This is a genomic window from Gemmatimonadota bacterium (genome assembly GCA_009838645.1).
Taxonomy (GTDB): Bacteria; JAAXHH01; JAAXHH01; order JAAXHH01; family JAAXHH01; genus JAAXHH01.
In genome coordinates this window covers 102,661-123,609 of sequence record VXRC01000029.1, presented here as the reverse complement: position 1 = coordinate 123,609, position 20,949 = coordinate 102,661, and the positions used below count along the sequence as shown (strand labels likewise).

The 20,949-nt window shown below is 61.4% G+C and carries 18 protein-coding genes and 1 tRNA gene; 6 read left to right on the top strand and 13 right to left on the bottom strand.

The window, feature by feature from the left end:
• The first annotated feature begins 3 nt into the window (after nt 1–3).
• The 3 genes from F4Y38_08905 to F4Y38_08895 all read left to right on the top strand — a co-directional run bounded on the left by F4Y38_08905 (nt 4) and on the right by F4Y38_08895 (nt 2,657).
• Nucleotides 4–831: an SDR family oxidoreductase gene (locus F4Y38_08905; protein ID MXY49398.1), complete on the top strand. Its 828-nt coding sequence runs from the start codon at nt 4–6 to the stop codon at nt 829–831.
• A 180-nt stretch (nt 832–1,011) separates the two neighbouring features.
• Nucleotides 1,012–1,518 (top strand): hypothetical protein, encoded by a 507-nt coding sequence (locus tag F4Y38_08900; protein ID MXY49397.1) that lies wholly within the window; start codon nt 1,012–1,014, stop codon nt 1,516–1,518.
• 380 nt (nt 1,519–1,898) lie between these two features.
• Entirely contained in the window at nt 1,899–2,657 is a 759-nt protein-coding gene (locus F4Y38_08895; GenBank protein ID MXY49396.1) for a DNA-binding protein, read from the top strand.
• Between the two features lie 57 nt (nt 2,658–2,714).
• Here the strand turns inward: F4Y38_08895 and F4Y38_08890 are convergent, their stop codons facing one another.
• The 13 genes from F4Y38_08890 to F4Y38_08830 all read right to left on the bottom strand — a co-directional run bounded on the left by F4Y38_08890 (nt 2,715) and on the right by F4Y38_08830 (nt 18,548).
• Nucleotides 2,715–4,214, bottom strand: a complete 1,500-nt coding sequence (locus tag F4Y38_08890; protein MXY49395.1) for a sugar ABC transporter ATP-binding protein — start codon at nt 4,212–4,214, stop codon at nt 2,715–2,717.
• Nucleotides 4,215–4,226: 12 nt separating this feature from the next.
• Nucleotides 4,227–5,282, bottom strand: coding sequence for a sugar ABC transporter substrate-binding protein (locus F4Y38_08885; protein MXY49394.1), 1,056 nt, complete (start codon nt 5,280–5,282; stop codon nt 4,227–4,229).
• 25 nt (nt 5,283–5,307) lie between these two features.
• On the bottom strand, nt 5,308–6,372 hold the full coding sequence (locus tag F4Y38_08880) for an ABC transporter permease (protein MXY49393.1): 1,065 nt from the start codon (nt 6,370–6,372) through the stop codon (nt 5,308–5,310).
• Between the two features lie 155 nt (nt 6,373–6,527).
• On the bottom strand, nt 6,528–6,866 hold the full coding sequence (locus tag F4Y38_08875; protein MXY49392.1) for a hypothetical protein: 339 nt from the start codon (nt 6,864–6,866) through the stop codon (nt 6,528–6,530).
• Between the two features lie 127 nt (nt 6,867–6,993).
• Complete coding sequence (locus tag F4Y38_08870; GenBank protein ID MXY49391.1) at nt 6,994–7,683, bottom strand: DUF4159 domain-containing protein; 690 nt, start codon at nt 7,681–7,683, stop codon at nt 6,994–6,996.
• 301 nt (nt 7,684–7,984) lie between these two features.
• Nucleotides 7,985–9,034, bottom strand: a complete 1,050-nt coding sequence (locus F4Y38_08865) for a D-alanyl-D-alanine carboxypeptidase (GenBank protein ID MXY49390.1) — start codon at nt 9,032–9,034, stop codon at nt 7,985–7,987.
• 34 nt (nt 9,035–9,068) lie between these two features.
• Entirely contained in the window at nt 9,069–10,622 is a 1,554-nt protein-coding gene (locus tag F4Y38_08860; GenBank protein ID MXY49389.1) for a TIGR00159 family protein, read from the bottom strand.
• 126 nt (nt 10,623–10,748) lie between these two features.
• Nucleotides 10,749–11,612, bottom strand: coding sequence for a DUF502 domain-containing protein (locus F4Y38_08855; protein MXY49388.1), 864 nt, complete (start codon nt 11,610–11,612; stop codon nt 10,749–10,751).
• A gap of 113 nt (nt 11,613–11,725) precedes the next feature.
• Nucleotides 11,726–13,426 (bottom strand): iron ABC transporter permease, encoded by a 1,701-nt coding sequence (locus F4Y38_08850; GenBank protein MXY49387.1) that lies wholly within the window; start codon nt 13,424–13,426, stop codon nt 11,726–11,728.
• A 22-nt stretch (nt 13,427–13,448) separates the two neighbouring features.
• Nucleotides 13,449–14,555 carry an ABC transporter ATP-binding protein gene (locus tag F4Y38_08845; protein ID MXY49386.1) on the bottom strand — a complete coding sequence of 369 codons (1,107 nt, stop codon included), beginning with the start codon at nt 14,553–14,555 and terminating at the stop codon, nt 13,449–13,451.
• Between the two features lie 168 nt (nt 14,556–14,723).
• Nucleotides 14,724–16,157, bottom strand: coding sequence for an extracellular solute-binding protein (locus F4Y38_08840; protein MXY49385.1), 1,434 nt, complete (start codon nt 16,155–16,157; stop codon nt 14,724–14,726).
• A 25-nt stretch (nt 16,158–16,182) separates the two neighbouring features.
• A complete protein-coding gene (locus tag F4Y38_08835; protein ID MXY49384.1) occupies nt 16,183–17,115 on the bottom strand; it encodes a hypothetical protein in 933 nt (310 codons plus the stop codon).
• An 8-nt stretch (nt 17,116–17,123) separates the two neighbouring features.
• Complete coding sequence (locus tag F4Y38_08830; protein ID MXY49383.1) at nt 17,124–18,548, bottom strand: amino acid permease; 1,425 nt, start codon at nt 18,546–18,548, stop codon at nt 17,124–17,126.
• Between the two features lie 158 nt (nt 18,549–18,706).
• On the opposite strand from F4Y38_08830, the gene F4Y38_08825 reads away from it, so the two are divergent.
• The 3 genes from F4Y38_08825 (at nt 18,707) to hpt (ending at nt 20,768) form a co-directional block, all read left to right on the top strand.
• Nucleotides 18,707–18,780: transfer RNA gene (locus F4Y38_08825), tRNA-Met, on the top strand.
• A gap of 6 nt (nt 18,781–18,786) precedes the next feature.
• The gene (tilS, locus tag F4Y38_08820) at nt 18,787–20,256 is read left to right on the top strand and encodes a tRNA lysidine(34) synthetase TilS (protein MXY49382.1); all 1,470 of its coding nucleotides are present in this window, start codon (nt 18,787–18,789) and stop codon (nt 20,254–20,256) included.
• Nucleotides 20,253–20,768: a hypoxanthine phosphoribosyltransferase gene (gene hpt, locus F4Y38_08815; GenBank protein MXY49381.1), complete on the top strand. Its 516-nt coding sequence runs from the start codon at nt 20,253–20,255 to the stop codon at nt 20,766–20,768. The genes tilS and hpt overlap by 4 nt, the downstream gene beginning before the upstream one ends.
• The last annotated feature ends 181 nt before the right edge of the window (nt 20,769–20,949 follow it).

Sequence of the window (20,949 nt, the reverse complement as noted above, 5' to 3'; positions counted from 1 at the left end):
GTCATGGACGATCCACATCGCATAGACGGACATACCGCGGTCGTGACCGGCGCGGCGCAGGGGCTGGGGCTGGGTATCGCGGAGCGGCTGGCGCGCAACGGCGCAACCATCGTGATGGCCGACCTGCAACGCGAGAAGGTCGAGGAAGAGGCGAGAAAACTCCGCGAACCGGGACTGAAGATGTTCCCCGCCTTCGTGGACGTTTCGGACAGTAACTCGGTCGACCGTCTGTTTGAGGAGGTCGCCGAAGCGCACGGGCGGCTCGACATCCTGGTCAACAACGCCGGAGTCGGCCAGCAGGTCGCGCCCGTGGTCGATCTGGACGACCAGGAATGGGACCGGGTCATCCGGGTCACGTTGACCGGGACCTTCTACTGCTGCCGGGCGGCGGTCCGGATCATGGAAGGGCAGGAGTCGGGCGCCATCGTGAACATCTCATCCATCAACGGACAGAACCCGGCGGCCCTGGTGGCGGCCTACAACGCGGCCAAGGAAGGCGTCATCAGCCTGACGCGGACCCTGGCCCTGGAACTGGCGGCCTATGGGGTCCGGGTGAACGCCGTCTGTCCGGGCCCGGTCTACACCGCGTTCAACCGGTCCAACATGGCCCAGCGCAGCAAGACGCTGGGGCTTTCCGAAGAAGAGATGATCGAACGGATTCGAAGCGCCATCCCACTGGGGAGGTGGGGCGAACCGGAGGACATCGCGAATGCCGTGGCCTTCCTCTGCAGCCCGGCTGCCGGATGGATCACCGGTGAAGTCCTGCGGGTGAGCGGCGGCATGGAAGGCGTGGCGGCCGCGCCGGGGAGGCGGGGTGATGACGGTATTTGATAGTCCAGGATTTACATGTGTAAATGCATCCTGATTCCTGTTATGTGTTGGGATTAATGGGTAAATCAGGTATATTGACTTGTGTATAGTAACTCGAGTATTGGTCAGAATCCACCGACTATCTCCCATATACAGCATATCGAGAATTAACCCTTATTGCACTGTCAATGCGTTACCGAAATGACTGACCCTTATCCAATCTTGGAAGTGGAACAGAAGGGGATTGGTACTCTTGAAGAAATGGGGAGTAAATCGAAATTCTGGCACACACATCCAGAGGATGACGATTACTGGCTTTTTAAATTCCCTCGATGTAATTCTGGAGAACATTGGGCAGAGAAGATCGCTGCCGAAATCGCGGATCGAATTGGTATACCCCACGCAAGGGTAGAATTGGCAGTATTTCAGGATACTAAAGGATCATCAACAAAGTCATTTGTATCAGACGGCCAAGAATTGGTTCATGGAAACCAACTATTGAGTTGGTGTGTATCGGGATATGATCCCAAAATAGAATACAACCAATCGAGTCATATACTGCCGAATATCTGGAGTGTAGCGGATCAGGTATTTACACATCATAAGTCAAAAACAGCAGCAAAGTTACGTTTGGCTGAATACATAGTTTTCGACGCATTGATTGGCAACACGGATCGTCATCATGAGAATTGGGGTATATTAAGGTGACGAGACGATAACAGATGGAAAGGCGCCGTAGCCCCAACGTTTGATCATGCTTCCTCTTTGGGGAGAGAACTAAGAGATGGACGGCGGGAGACTTTGCTAACACAGAATCGAGTAGGGGATTATGTTGGTAGAGGCCGTGGTGCTATCTACTGGTCAGAAAACGACCAGCACGGTCCCGGTCCCCTTGAATTGCTACGGCGAGCATTTCCAGAGTATCCAGATCTCTTTCTTCCCGCACTGATAAAACTAAATAGGCTAAGCGATAAATATGTAGAAAACACCGTAAGACGTATTCCAGAAAGCTGGATGTCAGAATCAGCAAGAGCGTTTGCAGTACAATTGATGCATTACAATTTGAGTCAAATGCGGGAGTTATCAAGATGAGTGAAAAAACCCTTTTTCTGGCGTGGCAGGACAAACGTCCTCAGGAGACTCGTCCAAGTCGAGCATGGTTCCCCGTGGGACAGCTTGACGCCGTTGTTGATCGTCCATTATACCGATTCCGTTACATTTACGGTGCGAAACGAGCACAGCAAGACGCTGGATTCACACCTCTTCTTGATTTTCCTGAATTTAGTGGGGATTACCAGTCCAACGAACTGTTTCCGTTGTTTCAGAATCGCGTTATGAATCGTGCCAGACCCGACTTCGGAGAATACCTGCAGAGTCTCGATTTACATGGAGAGGCAGATCCCATCGAGATTCTATCGAGGAGCGGAGGACAAAGAGTAACTGATACTTACGAAGTGTTTCCCAAAATCGAAAAGCAGGCCGATGGGAGTTTTAACTGCCGATTCTTTTTACATGGATGGCGTCATATTAATCCGTCTGCACAACAACGACTTGACCGGTTAAACGATGGTGAAGAATTGTATGTAACACTGGAGCTAACCAATCCTGCTACTCAGGTGGCTGTTCAGATTCAAACTACCGATTACCATATGATTGGATGGGCACCAAGGTATCTAGTCGAAGATTTAGTCCAAGCGATGGCAGAAGTTCCCAGTTACGAAGCCAGAGTCGTGCAGGTTAATCCGCTGCCAGTACCTTCCAAGCAACGCGTGCTGGTTGAGATGAGTGGGCAATGGATTGAGCACAGCCCAATGAGTGGAGACGACTTCAAACCATTGGTATTCTAGTCTCTTTCACCAGAGTTTGCTTGGCAGTTAAAAACAAGCGCCACGATCATTCCCCCCCTACACTCCCGCCATCATCCGCATCACCGCACCCTGATCCGCCTCATCGCGGGAGAGTTCCCCGGCTACACGCCCTGAGCGCAGTACAAGAATCCGCGTCGACAGGTTGAGCACTTCCGGCAGTTCGCTGGACACGAGCACGATGGCCGTGCCTTCATGGGCCAGTTGATCGATGAGGGCGTGCATCTCCGACTTGGCGCCCACGTCCACCCCCCGGGTGGGTTCGTCGATGAGCAGGATTGGGCAGTTCGCGGCCAGCCACTTGGCCAGGACCACCTTCTGCTGATTGCCGCCCGACAGGCCCGCCGTGTCGTACCGGACATTGTCGGGCCGCACCGACAGCCGCCTCACGTATTCCCGGGCCAGGTCTTCTTCCCGGCTGCCGCGGATCCATCCGAAATCGGAACGGCTGGCCAGGGTGGGCAACCCGATATTCTGGTCTACGCGGAGCGACAGGACGAGACCGAACCGCTTGCGGTCTTCGGGCACGAGACCGATGCCCGACCGCATGGCGTCGATCGGATGACGGATCCTCGCCGGCCGGCCGGAAACGCTGATCCTGCCCGTGGCCATGGGGTCCAGCCCGAACACAGCCTGCAGCACTTCGGTTCGGCCGGCGCCCACCAGGCCGGCCAGAGCAAGGACCTCCCCTGACCTCACCGAGAAAGACACGTCCTCGAACCTGCCGGGACTCGACAGGCCTTCCACGGCCAGCTTCTCTCTGCCGGGCTCGGTGTCCACGTGGGAGGGGAAGTAGGCCTCGAAGGTGCGGCCGATCATGAGGTTGATCAATGACGGCCGGTCGAGTTCGGCGACCGGCCGTGTGGCCACGTGCCGTCCGTCTCGAAGCACCGTCACGACGTCGCACAAGCGGAAGATCTCGTCCAGATCGTGGGAGATGTAGATGGACGTCACCCCCTTCGACTTGAGATGACGGATGTTCTCCCGAAGCCGTTCGGCCTCCACGTGGGAGAGGCTGCTGGTCGGCTCGTCGAAGACGATCACACGGGCGCCGCTGCCCAGGGCCGCCGCGATCTGGACGAGCTGCTGCTGGGCTACCGGCAGTTTTCCGATGGGCGTCTCCACGTCCATGTCGACCTCGATCGCCGACAGCAGATGACGGGCGCGGTCTTCCATCTTCCGGTCGGAGACGAACCCGCCCCGGACCGGCAGGTTCCCCAGGCAGAGGTTCTCGGCGACGGACAGGTTCTCGCAGAAAACAAGCTCCTGGTGGACCATGCCGATACCCAGGTCCAGGGCGTCTCCCGGTTCAACAAGCTGCACGGGCCGGCCGTCGATGCGGATCTGTCCGCCGTCGAGGCCATAAATGCCGGTCAGGATGCGGCCCAACGTGCTCTTGCCGGCGCCGTTCTCGCCGACCACGGCATGGCAGGTACCCGCCTCGATGCCGAAAGTCACTTCGTCGAGAGCCGTCACGCCGGGAAACCGCTTGGTGATCCGGTCGAATTCGATATAGGGATTCGGTCGGTTGTGGTCCATGAGGTAACGGAATCAGTCGTCCGAGGCGGGTTGTTCATCCATCTGCAGGTACCGTTCCGGCACGTCGGTGAATCCCCACCCCTGGAGCATTGCCGCCCATTCGCCGAGGTTCTCCCGGGACACGTGGACCAGTTCGAGCGGGTTGATCACGGGCACATCCTGCTCCAGGTGGATCTTCTCGACGATCAGGCGTACGGATTCGTACCCCCACAGGTAGGTCGGCTGTCCCCACAACACGGGTACGATGCCCTGTTCGATGTAGGTCAGCTGGGGCGGCAGCGCGTCTACCGAGATGATCTTCATGCGCTCGGGATCCAGGTCGGTCAGCAGGGTCTGCGTGAAGAGCGCCCATCCGCCGACCATGGCCCATCCCTCGATATCCGGATAGGCGTTGTTGACGCGCACGACTTCGGCGGCGGCGTCCTGGGGGGTTTCGATGTGATAGAAGGTCCCCACGATCGAAATCTCAGGATACTCGGCGGCCTTCTGCAGCACGCCTTCCACCCGCTTGCGCAGGTTCGGCGCGTTCTGGTTGCCCGCGAGGATGGCCACGCGACCCCTGCCGTCCATCGCTTTGGCCAGTTCCCCCATGATCAGGCCGCCGGTCTTGATGTCGTCCACGCCGAAGAAGGCGAACCGCTTCGAGTCCGGCGCGTCGCTGTCAAAGGTCATGACCGGCACGCCCCGGTCCACCGCGTCATTGATAGCGCCCGTGACCTTGGCGGCGTCCGAGCAGGAGATAAGGACCACGTCGGCGCCCTCGTTCACGGCCTGCGCGATACGCTGCGCCTGTACCTGGCCGTCCTCCGTCGGCGGCGTTCGCCAGTCGATCACGATGTCGACGCCGTGCGCTTCCGACAACTCCCTGGCCGCCGCCTCCGCGCCGGTTCGGGAAGACAGGAACACGGGATTGGTCGTGCTCTTGGCGATCATGGAAATCACGAGCCGGTTGTCGTCCGGCGGCGGGGTTCCACCACACCCTGCGGCAACCAAGGACAGGCCCACGGTCAGCATGGCCAGCCCGGTCAGCGCGTACAACGACCGTAGCGTACTCTTCAGGGGTTTCATCGATTTCGTTCCTTTCTGAACGGGTCTATACGGTCACGGACCGATCCGCTCCGGCCAGTCTGCGTGCCGTGAGCCGGCGGTTCACCTGGTCGAGGACGACGGCGACGATGATCGCGCAACCGATCACGACCCATTCGTAGTTCTGGTCAAGGTGCAGGGTGCGGATGGACTGGCGGATCAGGACGATCAACATGGCGCCGAGCATGGCGTTGACCGCGCTACCCCGACCGCCGCGAAGGCTCGCGCCGCCGACGACCGCGGAAGCGATCACGTAGAGTTCGTAACCCGTGGCATCGGCGCAGGAGGCCGAGCCATAGTAGCTGCTGCCCACCAGCGCGGCGATACCCGCGGTGAGTCCTGAAATCACGTATACGCCGACCAGGATCCGGTCGATCCGCAGCCCGGCGTAGCGGCCAGCCTCCACGTTGCCGCCCACGGCGAAAATATGGCGGCCCATGACGGTTTTGGACAGATAAACGGCGCCGGCGGCCGTGATGAGGAGCATGATGATCATGGGCATGGGATAGAGGGCGTCGGAACCGAAGGACAGCTTGATCGCGTCGGTCAGGGACTGCGGCACGAGTATGCTCTCCGCCTCGCTGGCCACGAAAGCGATGCCGCGGAAAACCCACATCGTGCCGAGCGAGACGATAAAGGGGTGCACGCGGAGTCCGACCACCATCACCCCGTTCAGCAGGCCGCAAAGCACGCCCAGGCTGACGCAGGTCACGACGGCCAGCGCGACCACCGCGAAGGGACTTTCGGGAGCCATGGCCCGCAGGACCATGGCGGTGATCACGCCGGAAAGGGCGTAAATCGATCCGACCGAGAGATCGATCCCTCCGGAGATGATCACCATGGTCGCCCCGACGGCCATGATCACGAAGAAACTGGCGTCCGTGGCCGTCTGCATCAGCGTACGGGAATTCAGGAAATTGTTGACGAGTTCGCCCGTGGTGCGGTCTACGTGATACCCCGCGAAAACGGAGAGTACCGCACCGAGCAGCAGGATGACGAGAATCAGTCCCGTTTGCTGGGAACCAAGCAGGATTCGTAGCATCGGCAGGGTCGTCGTTCCGGGCGTTTGCATAGTTTTTGGATGGTGGACCGGGTGTCCTGAAAGTGTAAGGCACTGCAGGCCTAAATCAAGGAAAACGTATCGGAGGGGAAACAGAAAACCCCGGCATGCGTCGGCGGCATGCCGGGGTCGGTGCTCATCCGTTCGTCCTGCGAGGCTGCGCCGCGTCAGGAGGCCTTCTTCTCCGCGGGTTCCTCAACCTCGCGCCGCAGCTCTTCTTCCCGGTCCTCGATGTTCTGCTGCGACGCCTTGATGCGATCCAGAATGCCGTTCACCTCCGTATCTCCCGACACGTCCGTGACGCCGTCCTCGACCACCATCTGGTGCACCCGGCCTCCCAGTTCGGTCAACTGGTTGCGGATATCGGCGCGGGCCGACTGGATCTCCAGCTTGATCCGACCCTTCCGCGTGAGGTCTTCCGCCATGTCCAGCGCGCCGGACAGGCTCTTGCGTACGGTTTCGATTGGACCGTCCAATTCCGACTTGATCGTTTGCCAGAGGTTCATGATGGGACTCCTTTTCCTGTTTCCTTCGTGCTTCTCTGAACCGCGCCTTAAGCGGCCGTAGGGTCTTTAGTGGTTAGACGTCCGTTTCGCCGTCCGGGTTTCAGTATACCGCAAGCCGGCACCCGCGTCAACGATAGAGCGCGTATGCGACGATGTTGATGCCCATTCTGAAAGCGGCTTCGCGTTTTGCCGGCGGATCGTTGTGGGTCTTTTCATCGGCCCAGCCGTCGCTGACATTGCTTTCGTACGTGTAATACACCACCAGCCGTCCGTCGTGGAAGAGCCCGAAACCCTTGGGCGGCTTGCCGTCGTGCTCATGATGTTTGGGCGGACCGGCCGGGAAGTCGTAGATGATGTGGTAGATCGGATGGTCGAAGGGCAGTTCGACGAAGTCCTTGTCCGGAAAGACCCGTTTCATCTCCCTGCGAAAGGCCTCGTCCATCCCGTAGTCGTCATCGGCATAGAGAAAACCGCCGCGCGTCAGGTAGGTGCGGAGGTTCCGGATTTCCGGTTCGGTCCACCTGACTTCGCCGTGGCCGGTCATGAAAAGGAAGGGGGAAGAGAACAGGAGATCATCGGTCAGGGTGACGACACGCTGATCCGGGTTCGTCTCAATGCCCGCACGCAACTGCAGCTCCCGGGCCAGGTTGGGAATGGCCTCGGGGTCGTTGTACCAGTCGCCACCGCCGTCGTACTTCATCCGCGCGATGGTCAGCCTGCCGTTTTCGCGCTCGGCCGTCCGGCCTTCGTAACCCGTCCACCCGAGGACGAATCCGCACAGCAGGAGGGTGTGCACGCTTCTGCGAAGGGAGATCATCGCGGGAAGCTCCGGGTCATCCACGGCCGCCGGGACGGGCGGGCCGGGCTCTGCCGCCCGGGCGCCGTGCGGAGGCGCGCACGCGCTGCCCGCCTCCCGCGAGGGCCATCAGGTAGACCAGGCCGATCGCGACAAGACCCAGGATTACCGTACCGATCACGCTGAAACCAATCGTCGCCAACATACGCTCTCCTCATCCGGTGCTGAAGATACGTCCACCCGGACGTTCTCCGATCGTATTCTCCCCGTATTCGGCCAGCCGCCGACCCTGGTCCGCGTCAGCCGCCCACATCGGCCTGCGTCAGCCGCCCACACCGGCTTGCGGTCCGGCGTCGCGGCCGGTATTCACGCTCCAGTCCAGCAGGCGCCGCATGTCCGTGAACCGGGTCCTGCTCGTCGGACCTCCGAGTATGACGGCATATAGGTCGTCGCCATCGTTTCCGACGGCCCTGAGCACGAGACAATACCCGGCTCTACGGATGTATCCGGTCTTGCTGCCTACGCACGCCCACCGGCTTTCGGATACCGGTTCGCGGACCAGCCGGTTGGTGGTCCGGATGGTATGTGTGCGCCGGTTCGTGCCGAAACGGTACTCCTTCGCCAGGAGGATCTCCGCCAGCAGGTCGTCCTGCAGCGCATTCCACAGAAGGGCTATGCAGTCCACCGCGGTGGACGTATTCCCCGAATCCAATCCGGTGGGTTCGGTAAATCGCGAGTTCGCCAGTCCGAGTGAAGCCGCCGTTTCGTTCATCTGCTCCACGAACGCCTCGATCGTCAGGCCCGTCGCCCGGGCCAGCGCCCGGGCGGCCGCGTTGTCCGAAGCGACCAGGGTGGCGTATAGCAGATCCCGGGCCGAGACCCGTTCCCTGAATCTCAGCTTCGTCCAGTTCGACCGGTAGACGTCCTGCCGGGTGATGCTGATCTGCTTTTCCAGGTCCGGATTCAAACCCATGTAGGTCACGGCCGTCATCAGCTTCGTGATGCTCGCTACCGGGAACGGCGACGTCGCGTTCTTCTGGTAGACCACCTCGCCCGACTGCATGTCGACCACGAGGGCGGCCCGGGCGCGCACACGGACGCCCGTGTTCCACCTGCTCGACCTGATGGGCGCCGCAGGCGGTCCGTCCACTTCGGTGGGCGGTGCGGGTGGCCCGGCCGGTCCGGCCATTTCGGCGGACGCACCGGACGGCCCGGCTGATCCGTCCGCGACAGGGACCGGCGCATTGATCGGACCGTCTACCGGAGCATGTCCATCGGACGGTCTTGTGTCCGCGGATACGGAAGCGATCGAAAGCAGCAAGGCGCAACTCGCCCACACCACCCTCGGCCAGATCGGGTTAAGGCTATTCATAGCATGGGAAAATAGGACGGGATGTAACGCTAAGTCAAGGTGAATTCAGCCGGTTACTCAGGCTGGTCTGCGGGGAAGCCGCTACCCGGTCCAGTCCGGCCGTTTCTTCTGATACCGACTGGCCGTCGCCGACAGGCCGCAGGTCGATATGGACCCTGACCTCGCGCCCTTCGATGCTGAACGAGGAAAACGTCAGGTTTTGCGGAAGGACTTTCAAGGTGCAGTCGAAAATCTGGCTTGCGGTGAGCTGGGACAGGTCGATCACAGGCGACGTTACAATCCGTTCGATCTGGTCGAGCTCCATTTCTCGGCCCGTGATCGGCACCGAGGGCGGCTCCACCATGACGTCTCGCGCCAGCTCCAGCCCTTCAGGCAACTGTCCGGCCAGGTCATAGTCGATCATGATCCGTCGGTTTACGATACGGTCGGACTTTATGGTCAGGCTTCTCGGATCGATCGAAGTGGCTACCACGCCGTAGGGCAACTCCACGTTCGCGTCCGTGAGCGGCATGGTGTGCGTCCCGGGTTCCATATCGTCCAGGTCTACCATAACGCGGACCTGGTCCGCCGTCTGCGTCGATATACTCCCCTGGGGTCCCCGCACGCGGACGTTTACCTCGCTGGTCGAAACGTCTATCAACTCGATATTGGCCGGGATGTTCTGGAATTCGAGCGCGGCGGTTATGGCGATCTCGGACAGTTGCTGCCCGATCAGAAAGAACCAGAGCAGGCACGCTACACCGATGGACGCCAGTTTGGCGGTAAGGTTGGAGCGATTGAACCGGTATCCCTGCCGAAGGGCGACGATCTTCTTCATCGCTTCCCGCATCGACGGCCTGCTTCGGGGGATCTCGATGGGCAGCAGTGACTTTTCGAGCGTCTGCCAGAGCTTCTCCCGGTCCGCCATGGCCGAGATGTCCCCGCCGGACGCCACGGATACCTCGCCGCTCTCTTCGGACACCACGACGCAGAACGTATCGCCGAGTTCCGATACGCCCAGGGCCGCCCGGTGGCGCGTGCCGTACCGGGGCGGCAGGTGCTCACGGGTCGAGAGGGGCAGATAGGTGGCGGCTTCGACCACGCGGTCCTTCTCAACGATAATCGCGCCGTCGTGAATCGGTGATGACGGATGAAATATGCTGACGACCAGTTCCTGGCTCACGAGACTGTCGAGCTTTACGCCGTGTTGCACGACACCGGAGATCCCGGTCGCCCGGGGGAAGACCAGCAGGCCGCCGATGCGCTTCTCCGACAGTTCGAAACAGGCCTCGGTGATCTCCTTCAGAATGCGCCGGGAGATGGGACTGGACTGGAGCCTGAAAATGACCAGGGGACTGACCCGTTCCAGCAACTGCCGGATTTCGGGCTGGAAAACCACGATAATCAACAGGAGGGTCACGCCGAGCAGGTATTGCAGGATCTGGCTGGTCAGGAGCAGCCCGCTCCAGTTCGCGATGCTGTAGAGGACGCCGAGAATGCCGAGGCCGATCAGGATATGGTACGCACGGGTCCCCTTCAGCCACATGTAGAGGCTGTAGATCAGGGCCGCTATGATGAAAATGTCCAGAAGGTTGACCAGATCAAACATCGGCGAGGAATCCTCGGGGGCGGACTATATCAAACCATAAGGATAGTAGAAGATATATAATCACTATAAAGATAAGAAAACACAAGACTTTTGCAAAAACCCCGGAGGCACAGGTTCCGGCCATCTCTACACCGGGTCGTCGGACCGGGTCAGGGGTACGCGCCGGCCACGCATGGATGCGGGCGCCAGCCGGTTGCCGCGGGATGGGGAGACCGGATGTCCATCCCGTGATGCGGATTCCGGATGGTCCTGGCGGGACACTGTTTGATCGCGAGACGGCAGCGAGGGCAGGGTCAGTACGTTGCTGAAGGCCGTTCCGCCCGAAACGACGAATTCCAGTGCTTCCTCGACCGACAGGTCCACGGGTACCACGTCCCGGCGCGGCACGATGACCACGCGACCCGCGGCGGGATTGGGCGTATTGGGCACGAAAACGCTCACCAGATCTTCACCTGGTTCCTTACTCGGAATGTCGCCCGCGATGAAGGCGATCATCCACGCGCCGCGGCGAGGGTATTCGACCACGACGGTCTTCCAGGTCCTGGTCTCTCCCGTCATCGTGAAGGTGTCCAGGATCTTCCTTACCGGGTGGTACACCCTTCGCGCGACGGGAAGCCGCATCATGAGGTCTTCGAACCAGGTGATCAGCTTCCTCCCCAATACGTTCGAAGCCACAAAACCGGCCAGGTAGATCACGACCAGCATGAGCAGGATACCCAGTCCGGGAATGCGGGTGTCCAGTCCCAGCAACCCGCGAATGACCGGTTCGGCGAAGGAGTCCAGCCAGGTCAGCAACCAGCTCAGCACGGCGATGGTGATGATGAGCGGAATGAGCGCGATCAGCCCGGACACCATCGTTCGCTTGAGACTCTGACGTATTCTGGAAAACCTGGACTGACGCCTCGGGAGGTTATCCATTCTGAAGGTGGACATGGCATGCGCCTCACTTCCGTAACCTGGATCCGACGATCCCTGCGAGACTGTATCCATTCACGGCGAGACCGTATCCATTCACGCGGCCGCATGCCTTCCCATCCATTCCGCGGCCGAGGTTCCGGCCTCTCCCACACATACCGTTAAACGCAATTTCGGTTTGGTTGGTTCTATACCTTGAACAGTTGGCCCATTCTTCTGCCTAATACTTTACCAGTAAATAGCAAACTGCATGCCAGAAGGATCATGCCCAGCATGCCCATGGCGCTCGCCATGTAGGGTCCGTCAGTAATGCGCCCCATCAGGCTGTAGATGGCCTTGGTAATGGGATAGTACTGTTCCTTGATGGCCAGGATCAGGCTGTCGCTCACTTCGAGCATGGCGAAGGAGAAGGAGAGTATGGCGCCTGCCGCCACGTTGGCGAGCACGAGGGGCATAGTGATTTTCCAGAGCGTTCTCAAAGGGCCGGCGCCCATGTTCATGGAAGCCTCTTCCAGGGTGACACTCATCTGCTGGAATCCGGCGTAGGCCGCCCGGACCATGTAGGGTAGGCGGCGCACGGCATAGGCGATGATGAGCAGGGGCACGGGGGAGACGCGGACGTCCAGGAAGGTTCCCGAAAAACCGGAGATGTAGCCGAAGGCGAGTACCAGGCCCGGCAGCGCCAGGGGCAACATGGCCACGGCGTCCAGCGCGTCCCGGAACGGGAAGCGCCGTCGGGTCAGCAGGTAGGCGATGGCGACGCCGAGGACGATATCGATGACGGTGCTCATCACGCTCAGCCACAGGCTGTTTCGGATGGAGAGCAGGGTCAGATCGTGGGCGAAGATCTGCCCGTAATAGGCGGTGGTGTAGTCGGAGGGGAGCACGGTCATGAACCAGCGTTCGGTCACGGAGGTGAGGACTACACTGAGGTGGGGGATCAGCGCGATGCCCGTAATGGACAGGAGCATGCCCCAGATCAGGACGGTCTCGAGCGAAGTCGCGCGTTTCGAGGCCGACGCCACGTGGCCGCGGGCGACCATCTCGTAGTGGCGGCCGCCGAAGAACTTCTTGGAGAGGTAGAACAGGGCGAGCGTGACCAGGACGACGAAGACGACCAAGGCGTAGCCCAGGGGATTCGCATGGACATCGGTGGACATGTTGAAGATCTGGACCGCCACCACCTCGCGGAATTCGAAGATCAGGGGCGTGCCGAGATCCGTAAAGGCCCAGATGAACACGATGATCGCGCCGGCGAAGTATCCGGGCAGCATGAGGGGGAACGTAACGGTGCGGAACAGGCGGAAGCCGCCCGCGCCTACGTTGCGGGCCGACTCCTCCAGGCTGGGATCCACGTTGGCCAGCGCGGCGGCGATGTTCAGGTACATGATGGGGTACAGGTGCAGCGCCTCGAGGATCACGACGCCCCAGAATCCGCCGCCTCCGAACCAGTCGATAGGCGCGTCGATGAGGCCCGTTTCCAGGAGGAACAGGTTGATCGAACCGAACCGGGCGAACATCTGCTTCATCCCGATGGCGCCCACGAAAGGGGGCATGATCATGGGCACGAGGGCGAGTCCGCCCAGCAGGCCCTTCCCGATGAAATCGTACCGCACGAGGGCGACGGCCATGGGCAGGGCGATGATCGTCGTGAGGGCGGTCGTGACGATGCCCAGTTCGAAACTGTTGATCAACGCCCGCTGCTGCACGGGGCTCTGCAACATCAGCCCGAAGAACTCCACGGAAAACTGTTCGTCCGTGTAGAAGGCGTTCAACAGGACGTGCAGGATCGGGTAGAACAGGAAGAGGCCGAAGAAGAGGACGAGCACGCCCAGGACGGCGAGGACGCCGGGGGTCAGGTCCGAGAGATCGAATCGGGTACTGGGCATGAGGGCAGGCTCCGCGGTACCGCTATCCCGGTTTACCGAGCACGACGACCTGTGACGCGTCGCATTTCAACCGGACCGGCGCGCCGGGGCCGGCCAGCCGCCGCCCGGGACGGTGGTCCACCAGCTTCATCGCCGTGCCGTCGTCCAGCCGGACCGCATACTGCTCGTGGTCGCCAAGGTAGACGGTCTGCCGGACGACGCCGTCCATCACGTTCTGGTCCACGTTCTCGTCCACGTTCTCGTCCTCGGCGGCGGCGTCCGGATCCGATACGCGTATGGCCTCGGGTCGGACGGAGCAGACCACTTCGTCTCCCGGCGACAGGTCCTCGACGGGTTCGACCGTCGAATGGAGGACACCGACCGCGGTCTCGACGGCCAGGGGAAGCTCCGAACGCGTCAACCGGCCGGCCACGAAATTCGTTTCCCCGATGAAATCCGCCACGAACGCGTTCGCGGGCCGATCATAGATCGAACGCGGCTCCCCGGTCTGGACCACGGCCCCCATGTCCATCACGGCCACGCGGTCCGCCATGGAAAGGGCTTCCTTCTGGTCGTGGGTCACGTAGATCATCGTCGTGCCGGTCTCGTCGTGGATCCGCCGGATCTCATCGCGCATTTCCAGGCGGAGCCGGGCGTCCAGGTTGGACAGCGGCTCGTCGAGCAGCACCACGTCGGGCCGGATAACGAGGGCGCGGGCCAGGGCCACGCGCTGCTGCTGGCCGCCGGACAACTGGTTCGGCGACCGCTCCCCGTAGCGATCCATCCGCACCATCTCCAGGGCTTCCGAGACGCGGTCATTCTGTTCCGATGACGGGATCTTGCGCAGGACCAGTCCATAGGCCACGTTCTCCCAGACGGACATGTGCGGCCATAGCGCGTAGTTCTGGAACACCATGCCCGTGTTCCGCCGGTGTGGCGGCGTCCTCGTCACGTCTTGATCATCGAACAGGATGCTTCCCGCGTCAGGCGCGTAAAACCCGGCGATCAATCGGAGAAGCGTCGTCTTTCCGCAGCCGGAAGGACCCAGGAGGAAGAACAGTTCACCTCCGGCGATCTCCACCGATACGTCGTCAACCGCCGTCACGTCACCGAATTTCCGGGTTATTCCCTTCAGGGTCAGGCTGACCATGCATCGGTCTCCCCAGATATGCAAATACATTCAGGGTATGAAATAACACGCATCCGTTCGCGTCGTACCGGACCGGCTGCGACGCGCGATGACGAGCCGGCTGCGACACGCCCTGACGAGCCGTCTGTGTCGCGCCGTAACGCGCCGTTCGAAGGCCGGCCGGGAACCTCAACCGCTTCTCCGCTTCAACCTCCAGAGGTAAAGCACCATCCCCGCCAGCACCAGGCCGCTGCCGAATAAAAGCAGGTACCTTGCGCCGGCCCAACCGGACGCGCCCGATCCGTACTTCTCAGCCGCCAGCCGGCTCCACGATAGCAGGGTCCGGTTCCGGAAGGCCTGGTCCCTCCAGCGGTCGCCCAGGGCCAGCGATTCCTCCTCCGTGATCGGTACGGCTCCCAGCGACGGCAGGAGACGCTCCACGTCTCCCCTTTCGATGGCGCGCCGCCACGTTCGTTGCAGAGCCGCGTGGGCGTCGATAACGAAGACGCCGATCATATCGTCGACGATATGACGGCGCGCGGCGCCTTTCACGGCATCGTACACGAAGGACGATTTCCACGCAAAGGGGTTGAAAGTGACCGAGGTGTGCGCCGGATCGATGCGCTGGTAGAGGCGGGGCAGCACCGTGAACCGGTTCAGCTGGAACTGCTCCGGCCCGCCCGGCGTCCCGGGTTTCTGCATCCACAGGCGCTGGCCGGCCTCGGACAGGACATAGCGAAGGAAGGACTGCGCCACGGCCATATTGGTCGCGCCTTTCAGTATGGATATGCCGTCCGGGTTCAGGATCGTCAGATTGTCCGGCATGGTATATCCGATCATCTCGGGACCCACGGCGTTGATCTGTGCCCAGGCGTAGAAATCTATGGCCATTCCGTAGGCCACTTCGCCGGACGTCACGTCCTTGGGCACCTGGCTTCCCGAATTCGCGAATCCCCGGGCGTTGGCGCCCAGGGCGGTAATGACCTGCCAGCCCCGTTCCCAGCCGTAGACCTGCAGCATGATCTCGAAAGGTACGTGCGCACTGCCGCTCTTCCTGGGATCGGCCGCGCCGACCCACGAATAGAGCCCGGGATCGGCCAGGTCTTCCCAGGTCTCCGGCACGGGCAGTGCCACGAGCTGCGCCACCCGCTTGTTGTACATGATGCCGAACCCGGCCATCGTCGCACCGTACCACCGGTATTCCGCGTCGTAAATCGGATAGCCGCCCGCTTCGGCAGGCAGCCCCTCCAACTGGTCATCGGGAAGCCTGAAAGGCGCCAGCAGGCCGAGGCGCGCCAGTTCCACGAACGGATCGCTGCCTCCCCCGAACATCAGGTCGATCCCGATGCCTTCCGGCTTGCCGGTGAACTCGGACTTTATGAACCGGATGATCTCCGAAGTCCCGCCCACGTCCATCCATTCGATCTCGACCCCGCGACCGGTTTCGTCGCGGTAAAATGCGTCGAAACCCCTGGTGAATTCATAGCGGATGCCTTCCCAGTGCGGAGAGACGATGACCAGGCGGTCCTGCGCGGAGATGGAAGCCGGGCCGGTGGCGTGAACGACGACGCCCGTAAAGAGGAGACCCCGCAAGAGGGAACGAATGACTGGCCGACGGTTCAACGATGCCTCGGGGAGCTTAAGTCCGTTATCGCTTTCTCGCTGTGAGGACCAACACGATGGCGAGCAGCAACGAAACCGCCAGGCCGATGCCCACGACCGCCGGCGTGGCCACGTTGCTCATCAGGGGATCGTCGATGCCGAGCAGGACGGCTATGACCAGCACGGGAAGCAACAGGGCGACCAGGAAGTTCATGCGCCGCGAGGAGGCGTCGATTCTCCTGAGGGCTTTCGTCTGGGCGGCCATCGCCGCGTCGTTCAGCATTTCCCAGGTGCGCGTGAGCGTGTCGGCCATATTCCTGAACCGGTAATACGCGTCCTGCAGCTGGACGACCGCATCCGACTGCAGGGAGAGTCTCTCGCCGGCGTAAAGCGAGTGGACGATGTCGCACTGTGGTTTCACGAGATGGATCATGTCGTTCAGGCGGCGCTGCCTGTCGTAGATCCATCGGGCTTCCAGGTCCTGGTCCGGTGGAATCGTTTCCACGGCAAGCTCGGCAACCAGCGGGTCCTGGCAGTCGGCAATGGTCTGCATGATCAGGCCGATCGCCTGGTCCGTGGACCGCATCAGTTGGGCATCCAGCTGGATCCGGTCCTTGACTTCCTGCAAAAAGGCCAGCGGGGTGGCATGAACGGTAACCAGGTAGTCGGGCGCCAGGAAGAATCCCAACTTGGCCGGCGGCGCGTCCGGACCCTCCTGCACGTGCAGGACGATGAACAGGTGCCCCGGAAACACCGCCGAATAGGGACGGGTGGAGACCTCCCGGCAGGCTTTCACCGACAGGGGATGGACGCCGAACTCCTTGAAATCGCTCAGAAACGCCGCGTCTTCGTCCGTGATCTGCTCGATATCCAGCCAGAACAGGCCCCTGGAGCCGTCGAGAGTCTCCTGGAGATGGGAGAGTGACACGCCATCGTAGCGGATAACGTTGTTCTGTTCTACGATCAGCAAATCCCGCATGAAGTCCCTCAGTTTCCTTTGTTTTTCTTTTCCCAGTAGAAGTAGAAGGGAAAGCCGGCGGCGACGATGGCCAGGCCGATGAGCGTATTGTAGATGAAAGCCACGTTAGTCAGCAGAGACACCAGGTAACCGGATATGACGGCGAGGAAGAGCAGGGGCGTAACCGGATAGCCCCAGGTCCTGTAAGGTCGATTCGCGTCGGGCCGGCTGAAGCGCAGTACGATGACTGCGGCGATCGCGAGGATGGAGAAAAAGTACGAAGTGAAGGAACCGTAAGAGATGATATCCTCGAATCGCGGCGTCAGCGCGAACAGGGCGGCAAGAATGCCCTGGGCGAGAATGGATGCCGCCGGCGTGCGGAACTTCGGGTGTGCGCGGCTGAGCCCCTTGAAGAAGAGACCGTCCCTGCTTTGCGCGAAAAACAGGCGGGGAGCCACCAGCAAGTGGACGTTAACCCCTCCGAAGGTGGAACACATCACGCCGATCGAGATGAAGAGAGCGCCTCCGTCGCCCAGCAGGACCTTCATCACGTCCGCCGCGATCCACTGCGAGGTCTGGACCTGCTCAAAGGGCAGGACCAGCATGTACACGAAGTTCGCCGCCAGGTAGATCACGATTACGAAGAGTACGCCAACGATGATCGACAACGGGAGATTACGGCGCGGGTCGCGCATCTCCCCGGCGACGTAACTGGAAAAGGTCCATCCTTCGTACGAGAACAGGCCGGTCACCATGGCCGCGCCGAAAGCGCCCAGAGCGAATCCGCCCACGGCCGTCCCGCCACCGCCGAACAACGGCGAGAAATGAGCCATCGATCCCTTCTCGGCCATGAACAGGCCAAGCAGGATGAGTCCGCCGAGTGCGGCCACCTTGATGAAGGTAAACAGGTTGGTGACCTGGCCGCTCCATCGGACACCGACCACGTTGATCATCATCAGGATCAACACGCATGCCGAGGCGATCAACGCCTGGGCTCCGTCGCTCAGGACGATGCCCTGGCCGCCCGCGTCGGCGGTGATGATGTTGACCACGCTGGCCAGGTAATTGGCGAAGACATTGGCGACGGCGGCGATGGAAACCGGCCACACGAGCCAGAAGGCGGACCAGCCGTAGATGAAGGTAACCCAGCGCCTGCGGTAGGCTTCGCGGACGTAGACGTACTGACCGCCGGTCCGGGGCAGCATGGCGCCGAGTTCGGCGATGCAGAGCCCGCCGCACAGTGCGAGGAGACCGCAGACCAGCCAGACGAGCAGGCTCATGCCCGGCGAGCCTACGTTGGAGGCGATGGCGCTCGGCGCCTGGAAGATGCCGGAACCGATGACGCCGCCCACGATGATGGTGGTGGCTTCGAGGGGACCGAGCCCCCGAACGAGACCTTCGTCTTCGGTATCGGCTACCGGACCAGCGGCGGTATTCGAATCGGTTTCAGCCAATCCTCACCTCGACGGAAATGCTTGTGAAATCAGGCATAAACATGTGTAATGTATCCCTTTTCGAAGGTCAATAACAATCACATTTGAACCGGCTGTACGAACAGGTTATTGCCTTGACAACATACCCGTCGGATTCTATATTTGGATGTTCGATTCAAGGCGGCGTAGCTCAGTTGGTCAGAGCATCGGAATCATAATCCGAGTGTCCGGGGTTCGAATCCCTGCGCCGCTATGTTCCATGGCCTTTCTGCACTCGGAAGGCCATTTTCATTATGTCTCCCCCCCGCTGATCCTCATGCCGGGATCTCCCATGCCGCAAGCCTTGGAACATAAAGTCGAGCATACGATCCGGCGCCACGGGATGATCAGGGCGGGCGACCGGGTGATCGCCGCGGTTTCCGGTGGTGCGGACTCGGTGGTCCTCCTGCACGCCCTGCACGGCTTATGCGGCAGGCTGGACATGGAACTGGTTGCGGCGCATCTCGACCACGGCCTGCGCGGCGAGGAAGGTAAGGAAGATGCCGCCTTCGTCATGGACTACGCGGCGTTACTGGGCCTTCCCTGCGTCGCGGAGCGGGCGAACGTCGCAGCCTACTGCCGGAAAAACTGTTGTTCCATCGAGCAAGGCGCCCGCGAGGTGCGGTACGGATTCCTGAGAAGGGTGCTGCGGGACCAGGATGCGGATGCCGTGGCAACCGGCCATACGGCGAACGATCAGGCCGAGACGGTGTTGATGCGGCTCTTGCGCGGCAGCGGCAGTTCGGGCCTGTCGGCCATCCGCCCGGTCAGGGACGGATGGATCATCCGGCCGCTGCTGGACGTCACCGCCGACGAGATCGCCGCATATGCACGAAAGCACGGATTGTCCTACCGGACCGACCGCACCAATGAGGACCAGGACGTGCTCCGCAACAGGATCCGGCGCCACCTGGTACCCTTGCTGCAAAGGGAGTACAATCCCCATATCGTGCAGGGTCTGGCGCGGCTCGCCGACGTGACGCGCGGCGAGGCGGAGTACCTGGACGCAAAGGCCGCGGCGTTCCTCGCCGATCATGCCCGGCTCGAGGACGGCAAGATCCTTCGGGTGGACCTCGATGCCTGGGGGAACGCGGCGCCCGCTCTGCAGCGCGTCCTGGTCCGGACCCTGGTCCGGACCCTGGGCGGCAACGAGGAGCGACTGCGCTTCGACCAGGTGGAGGATGCCCGTGCATGGATCGGCCGGGGTCCGGTCGGCCGGATCCAGGAATTGCCCTGTGGAATCCGCCTGGAACGCCGCAAGTCCGAACTGGTTTTATGTCGAGGTTTGTTAACGCCTTTCCGACTGAATCTGGAGGTTCCCGGGAGTGTGGAGGTACCGGGCACGAACCTGTCGATCCACGTCGCTGAAGGTTCCGCGGAAACCGCGCCCGGCGCGACGGCGCATCGGGCCGTTTTCGATGCGGCGGAAGTGCGCCGGCCGTGGACCGTGCGTTCCCGCGAACGAGGTGACCGCATGACGCCCTTCGGCCTGGCGGGACACAAGTCCCTGAAGAAGCTGTTCAACGAATGGGACGTGCCCCGGCTGTTGCGCGACCGCGTACCGGTCGTAACGGACGGAACGCAGATCCTTTGGGTGGCGGGCTATAGGCAGAGCAACGAGAGCCTGGTCACCGGGAAGACCCGGCGCGTGATGGTCGCCGAGCTTATGGTGAAAGATCCGAAGCGATGAGAATCCTGCTCACCGAAGTACAGATCGCGGAGAAGGTAAAAAGCCTCGGTGCGCGGCTTTCCACGGACTACCGGGAGAAGAACCCGATACTCATCGGATGCCTCAAGGGGTGCGTGGTCTTCCTCGCCGACCTTATGCGGGAAATCACGATACCTCACACCATCGACTTCGTACGCGCTTCAACCTATGGGACGGGGCAGGTTTCCTACGGTGTCGTGAAGGCCGATTTCTTCGATGTGAACATCCGCGGACGGCACGCCGTGATCGTGGAGGACATCGTTGACACGGGGCTGACACTGGGCTATCTTACGGAAGTGTTGACGAAGCAGGAACCGTTGTCCCTGAAGGTATGCGCCCTGCTGGTCAAACCGGGGGCGCACCGTGCGCCCGTGACGATCGATTACCGGGGTTTCGACATACCGGGCGATTTCGTCGTAGGGTACGGCCTCGACTGGGGCGAGCGGTATCGGGACCTGCCGTACGTCGCCGTGGTCGATGAACAGGATGCCTGAGCGTGGGGGCATGCGGGCGTGAATACGGCCTCGCATATCCTCACGCTTATTTATTGGCGCAGCGCACAAGCACTCGGGGCGGGCAAGTTCAAATGACGAATTCCAGGCAGCACAATGCAGGGCCGCGGGGACGACGCCCCGCCCCACCGCGCCAGGACCGCGGAAACCGGCAGCAAGCACC

Coding starts and splice junctions, on each gene's coding strand:
- F4Y38_08905 (MXY49398.1), top strand. CDS start 4: ATGGACGATCCACATCGCATAGACGGACATACCGCGGTCGTGACCGGC.
- F4Y38_08900 (MXY49397.1), top strand. CDS start 1,012: ATGACTGACCCTTATCCAATCTTGGAAGTGGAACAGAAGGGGATTGGT.
- F4Y38_08895 (MXY49396.1), top strand. CDS start 1,899: ATGAGTGAAAAAACCCTTTTTCTGGCGTGGCAGGACAAACGTCCTCAG.
- F4Y38_08890 (MXY49395.1), bottom strand. CDS start 4,214: ATGGACCACAACCGACCGAATCCCTATATCGAATTCGACCGGATCACC.
- F4Y38_08885 (MXY49394.1), bottom strand. CDS start 5,282: ATGAAACCCCTGAAGAGTACGCTACGGTCGTTGTACGCGCTGACCGGG.
- F4Y38_08880 (MXY49393.1), bottom strand. CDS start 6,372: ATGCAAACGCCCGGAACGACGACCCTGCCGATGCTACGAATCCTGCTT.
- F4Y38_08875 (MXY49392.1), bottom strand. CDS start 6,866: ATGAACCTCTGGCAAACGATCAAGTCGGAATTGGACGGTCCAATCGAA.
- F4Y38_08870 (MXY49391.1), bottom strand. CDS start 7,683: ATGATCTCCCTTCGCAGAAGCGTGCACACCCTCCTGCTGTGCGGATTC.
- F4Y38_08865 (MXY49390.1), bottom strand. CDS start 9,034: ATGAATAGCCTTAACCCGATCTGGCCGAGGGTGGTGTGGGCGAGTTGC.
- F4Y38_08860 (MXY49389.1), bottom strand. CDS start 10,622: ATGTTTGATCTGGTCAACCTTCTGGACATTTTCATCATAGCGGCCCTG.
- F4Y38_08855 (MXY49388.1), bottom strand. CDS start 11,612: ATGGATACAGTCTCGCAGGGATCGTCGGATCCAGGTTACGGAAGTGAG.
- F4Y38_08850 (MXY49387.1), bottom strand. CDS start 13,426: ATGCCCAGTACCCGATTCGATCTCTCGGACCTGACCCCCGGCGTCCTC.
- F4Y38_08845 (MXY49386.1), bottom strand. CDS start 14,555: ATGGTCAGCCTGACCCTGAAGGGAATAACCCGGAAATTCGGTGACGTG.
- F4Y38_08835 (MXY49384.1), bottom strand. CDS start 17,115: ATGCGGGATTTGCTGATCGTAGAACAGAACAACGTTATCCGCTACGAT.
- tilS (MXY49382.1), top strand. CDS start 18,787: ATGGCCTTTCTGCACTCGGAAGGCCATTTTCATTATGTCTCCCCCCCG.
- hpt (MXY49381.1), top strand. CDS start 20,253: ATGAGAATCCTGCTCACCGAAGTACAGATCGCGGAGAAGGTAAAAAGC.